This window comes from uncultured Dietzia sp., assembly GCF_937873725.1.
Lineage (GTDB): Bacteria > Actinomycetota > Actinomycetes > Mycobacteriales > Mycobacteriaceae > Dietzia.
This window is the reverse complement of sequence record NZ_CALMYY010000126.1, coordinates 1-4719: the sequence shown is the minus strand read 5'-3', so window position 1 is coordinate 4719 and position 4719 is coordinate 1. Positions and strand designations below refer to the sequence as shown.

The 4719-nt window shown below is 70.1% G+C and carries 7 protein-coding genes; 1 reads left to right on the top strand and 6 read right to left on the bottom strand.

Annotation, left to right across the window (positions count from 1 at the left end):
• Together Q0444_RS14050 and Q0444_RS14045 are read right to left on the bottom strand one after the other, a co-directional pair.
• The coding region (locus Q0444_RS14050) for a beta-ketoacyl synthase N-terminal-like domain-containing protein (RefSeq protein WP_299023537.1) at positions 1 to 467 on the bottom strand (467 nt) is incomplete at its 3' end.
• A gap of 28 nt (positions 468 to 495) precedes the next feature.
• Positions 496 to 1077, bottom strand: a complete 582-nt coding sequence (locus tag Q0444_RS14045; protein WP_291085286.1) for a TetR/AcrR family transcriptional regulator — start codon at positions 1075 to 1077, stop codon at positions 496 to 498.
• Between the two features lie 73 nt (positions 1078 to 1150).
• Here Q0444_RS14045 and Q0444_RS14040 point away from each other — a divergent pair, with 73 nt between their 5' ends.
• Positions 1151 to 1939, top strand: a complete 789-nt coding sequence (locus Q0444_RS14040; protein WP_291085289.1) for a hypothetical protein — start codon at positions 1151 to 1153, stop codon at positions 1937 to 1939.
• 3 nt (positions 1940 to 1942) lie between these two features.
• Here the strand turns inward: Q0444_RS14040 and Q0444_RS14035 are convergent, their stop codons facing one another.
• The 4 genes from Q0444_RS14035 to Q0444_RS14020 form a co-directional block, all read right to left on the bottom strand.
• Positions 1943 to 2107 (bottom strand): hypothetical protein, encoded by a 165-nt coding sequence (locus tag Q0444_RS14035; protein WP_291085292.1) that lies wholly within the window; start codon positions 2105 to 2107, stop codon positions 1943 to 1945.
• A gap of 34 nt (positions 2108 to 2141) precedes the next feature.
• A complete protein-coding gene (locus Q0444_RS14030; protein ID WP_291085294.1) occupies positions 2142 to 2306 on the bottom strand; it encodes a hypothetical protein in 165 nt (54 codons plus the stop codon).
• A 175-nt stretch (positions 2307 to 2481) separates the two neighbouring features.
• Positions 2482 to 3288: an SDR family oxidoreductase gene (locus Q0444_RS14025; protein ID WP_299023534.1), complete on the bottom strand. Its 807-nt coding sequence runs from the start codon at positions 3286 to 3288 to the stop codon at positions 2482 to 2484.
• Positions 3285 to 4517, bottom strand: coding sequence for an acyl-CoA dehydrogenase family protein (locus Q0444_RS14020; protein WP_291085300.1), 1233 nt, complete (start codon positions 4515 to 4517; stop codon positions 3285 to 3287). Before Q0444_RS14020 ends, Q0444_RS14025 begins: the two co-directional genes overlap by 4 nt.
• Positions 4518 to 4719: the final 202 nt, after the last annotated feature.

Genomic DNA, 4719 nt, shown 5'->3' with positions numbered 1-4719 from the left:
CCGAAGCGCTCGACCCACCCGGTGGACCCGGTGAACGGGTCGTCGAAGCCGTACTCGCGCCCGGCGAGCATGGCCGAGGAGATGGGCAGGGCACTCATGTTCTGCACGCCGCCGAACAGGACCACGTCCTGGGTCCCGGACATGATCGCTTGGGCGCCGAAGTGGATGGCCTGCTGGCTGGACCCGCACTGGCGGTCCACGGTGGTGCCGGGCACGCCGAGCGGCATCCCGGCCGCGAGCCACGCCGACCGGGCGATGTTGCCGGCCTGGGGCCCGATCGCGTCCACGCAGCCGAAGATCACGTCGTCGACCACCTCGGGGTCGATCCCCGTCCGCTCCACGACCGCGCGGATGACGTGCGCGCCGAGGTCGGCCGGGTGCTGTCCCGACAGGGTCCCGCCGCGCTTGCCCACGGGCGTCCGCACTGCGTCGATCACATAGGCCTCGCGGCCGGTCACACTGGTCATTGGTCTCCTCGGGATGGGGTGAAGAAGGTCACTCGACGGCCAGACCGTCGAGCACGATGGTGAGGTACTGGTCCGCGATCTCCGCGTGGTCGTATCGGTCCTCGGGCCGGTACCAGCGCACGGCCACCCACACGGTGTCGCGCAGGAAGCGGTACGTCAGCCGGATGTCCAGGTCGCCGCGGAACTCGCCGGAGTCCATGCCCTGCCTCAGGACATCGGTCCACATGTCGCGGAACTCGGTGTTGCGCTCGCGTAGGTATTCGAAACGCGGGTTGCCGCGGAGGTGCTTGAGCTCGTCCTGGTAGATGGCCACCTCGTCGCGGTGGCGGTGGATCGCCTCGAAGGACGCGTGGACCAGCCCCTCGAGGGTCTCCCGGGGCGGCGAGCCGGACCGGACGATCCTGCGGTAGTCCCCGAAGAGCGAGTCGAGGAAGCCCCTGAGGATCTCGTCGACGATCGCCTCCTTGGAGGAGAAGTGGTGGTACAGACTCCCGGAGAGGATGCCCGCCGCGTCGGCGATGTCGCGCACGGTCGTCGCGCGCAGGCCGCGTTCGGCGAAGAGCCCGGCGGCGATCGCCAGGAGCTCCTCACGTCTGGTCGTGCTGGTCATGGGGACAGGGTACCAACCAAGCACTTGCTAGGTACGGGTCCGCCTCGCGGGGGAGGTGGTCTAGGCTCCCCGCATGCGGACCTCCACCACGCGCCCACCCCGCCGGCCCGGCCGCCGCGTCCTCGCGGCGTCCGCGGCGCTCGGCCTCGCCCTGAGCCTCGCCGCGTGCGCGAGCGGGGAGGGGGACGACGACGAGACCGCCGCTCCCCCCTCGTCGGCGGCGGCCGAGGTCGCGCCGGGGCAGGAGCCGCCGGCCCCGGACACCCCGGCCACGCCCATGGATCAGCTGGTGCTCTCCGCGCAGGACGCCCCGGACCTCGGCCTCGCGCCGATCTCCCCCCAGGAACTCACCGGCGGCATCGACTCCCTGGAGACCCTCACCGCCGGGCTGCGCGTGGAGCCCGAGAACTGCGCGGACTTCAGCCAGGACGCCTTCCTCGCCCAGGCCCGGCCCGGCGCGATGGCCATCCAGGCCGGCCGGTCCGGGGACACCTCGTACGCGGTGGCGGTGACCACGGTGACCGACGGGGTCCCCGGTCGCGACAGGGTGATCACCGACTGCCCCGTCATGACCGTGACGGTCCCGATCGAGGGCGCCGACGTCGCGTCCGTCACGCAGAACACGCTTCTGCCGCTCGATCCGCCGGAGGGCGTGACCGACTTCGCCGCCGTCTCGCAGGACAGCACGATGACCATGATGGGGACCGAGATCCGCACCGGCAACCTCATGATCACCGGCGTGGTCCGGGGGGTCGGGGTGTCCGTCACCGCGACGGGCGCGGGCGGCCCGGTGCCCGACGCCGCCCGCGACACCGCCGTGGACGTGTTTGCCAGGCAGGTCGAGAAGATCCGCCGGGCCTAGGGGTCAGGACCCGAAGTCCTCCAACAGGTACTCGAGCAGGCTGATCAGCCGTGCGGGCAGGCGGAGTACGCCGTTGAGCACGTCGCCGACCGAACTCTCGGGCAGGGTGAGGTCACTGACGGATCCGTCGATCGCCTCGTGGGCGTCGTGCAGCAAATCGCTGAGCATGGTCTTCTCCTTGGTGGGCGGGGCGCGGCGGGTCTCAGGACCCGAAGTCCCAGAGGATGTCGCCGATGAAGTACAGAAGGTTCCCGGGGATCTTGAGCACCCCGCCGATCACGTTTCCGATCGACCCTTCGGGTGAGATGTCGTCCGCCGACCCCCACACGTCATCCGCGAGGTCGTACACGATGTCACTGATATCCATGCCAGGCTCCTGACGTCCGGACCAGCCTCGGCTCGGCTGGGTGGCTGCACCCGATTATCGACCTGAGCCGGACATAAGGATCTCCTTGCCACGGACCGTGACCGGAATGGGTCCGACCGCCTGCGGACATCCTCCCCACCAGCGGTGAGATGGGCGACCGTCCACTGCTGTCAGCTCAGGCTCTCTGCGAGGAGATGGAGATGACCTCACCCGTGAGATAGGTGGTGTAGTCGCTCGCGAGCATCGCGATGGTCGCGGCCACCTCCCACACGTCCGCCGCGCGCCCGAAGGCCTCCTTTGAGGCGAGCTCGTCGAGCAACTCCGCCGAGGCCGACTTCTCGAGGAACGCGTGACGCGCGATGGACGGTGCGATCGCGTTGATCCGCACGCCGAAGTCCGCCCCCTCGATGGCCGAGCAGCGGGTCAGCGCCATGACGCCGGCCTTGGCGGCGGCGTAGTGGGCCTGGGCCCGCTGTGCACGCCAGCCCAGGACGGAGGCGTTGTTGACGATCACCCCGTTGTGGGGCACGTCGCGGAAGTACCGCAGCGCGGCGCGGGTGGCGCGGAACGTGCCGTTGAGGGTGATGTCCAGGACGCGGTCCCAGTCCTCGTCGGTCATGTCGACGAGCTCGCCCTCGCCGCCGAACCCGGCGTTGTTGACCAGCACGTCGATCCGGCCGAGCTTCTCGGCGGCACCGGTGATGAGCGCGTCGACGTCCGAGGTCGACTGCACGTTGCAGGTGATCGCCTCGAACTGCTGCTCGGGGAACTCGGCGGCGAGCGCGTCGCGGGCCTCGTTCATACGCCGCTCGTGGAAGTCGGACACCAGGACGTCGGCACCCTCGAGCGCGGCGCGGCGGGCGGCGGAGAAGCCGATGCCGGTGCCGGCCGCCGCGGTGACGACGACCTTCTTGCCCTTGAGCAGGCCGTGGCCCGGGGTCTCCTCGGGAACAGTGGCGAGGGGGGACTTGTGCTCGGTCATGACGGCCTGGCCTCTCGGGGTAGTCCGAGCACACGCTCGGAGATGATGTTGCGCTGGATCTCGTTGGACCCGCCGTAGATGGTGTCGGAGCGGGTGAACAGGAACAGCCGCTGCCACAGCGCCAGCTCCACGTGCTCGGGGTCCCGCAGGTCGTTGGGCGCCCCCTCGGACGTCTCGGTGGGGCCGGTGAGGGACTCGGCGCCCTGCACCAGCATCGCCAGCTCGCCGAGATCGCGGTGCCAGTTAGCCCAGAGCAGCTTGGCGGCGGAGGCGTTGCCCCCGGTGGCGTCCCGCTCGGCGAGGGTGCGCAGCGCGTGGGCGCGGATCACCTTGAGGCCGATCCAGGCGCGGGTGATCGCCTCGCGCACGGCGGGGACGTCCGCGCTGCCGTTGGCGCGCGCCATCCCGGTGATCTGCTCGAGCTCTCGGGCGAAACCGACCTGCTGGCCGAGGGTGGACACGCCGCGCTCGAACTCGAGCAGGGTCATGGCGACCTTCCAGCCCTCGCCCCGCTCCCCCACGATCATGGACGCGTCGGTCACCGCGTCGTCGAAGAACACCTCGTTGAACTCGCTGGTGCCGGTGAGCTGCTGGATCGGCCGGATCTCCACTCCCGGCTGGTCAAGCGGGACCAGGAGGAAGCTCAGACCCTTGTGGCGGCTCGTGCCCTCCTCGGTGCGGGCCACCACGAACGCCCACTGGCTCAGATGCGCGAGCGAGGTCCACACCTTCTGGCCGTTGATATGCCACCTGCCGTCCTCGCGCAGCTCGGCGGTGGTGGCGACGTTCGCGAGGTCCGAGCCGGCACCCGGCTCGGAGTAACCCTGGGCCCACAGCTCGGACACGTCCACGATCTTCGGCAGGAAGCGGTCCTTCTGCTCCTGCGTGCCGTGGGCGATGAGGGTGGGCCCGAGCAGCGTCTCGCCGAGGTGGGACACGCGGGCCGGGGCGTCGGCTTTGGCGTACTCCTCGTGGAAGCGCACCTGCTGGCTGAGCGATGCGCCGCGGCCCCCGTGCTCGACGGGCCACCCGACGCAGGTCCAGCCCGCGGCGGCCATGTGCCGCTCCCAGGCCAGTCGCTGTGGGAAGAACTCGTGCTCGCTGCCCGGCCCGCCGACGCCCTTGATCTCGGCGAACTCGCCGACGAGGTTGGCGTCCAACCACTCGCGGAACTCCGCGGCGAACTCGTCGTCGGTCAACTCCGACGCGGGCCTCGTGCTCTTGGTCATGCCCGACACACTACCAAGCACTTGCTTGGCGGTAAGGATCCGGCGGCTACAGGTGCCCTCCCCCTCGCAGAGGCTCTCGAACCGGACCGGGCTCGGACTCCCGCTCGTCCGCCCGTAGCCACCTCACGCACACCACGACTGCGGCGACGAGCGTCACCACAGCCGCCATGAAGACGATGTTTGAGAGCAGTTGGATGTGGAG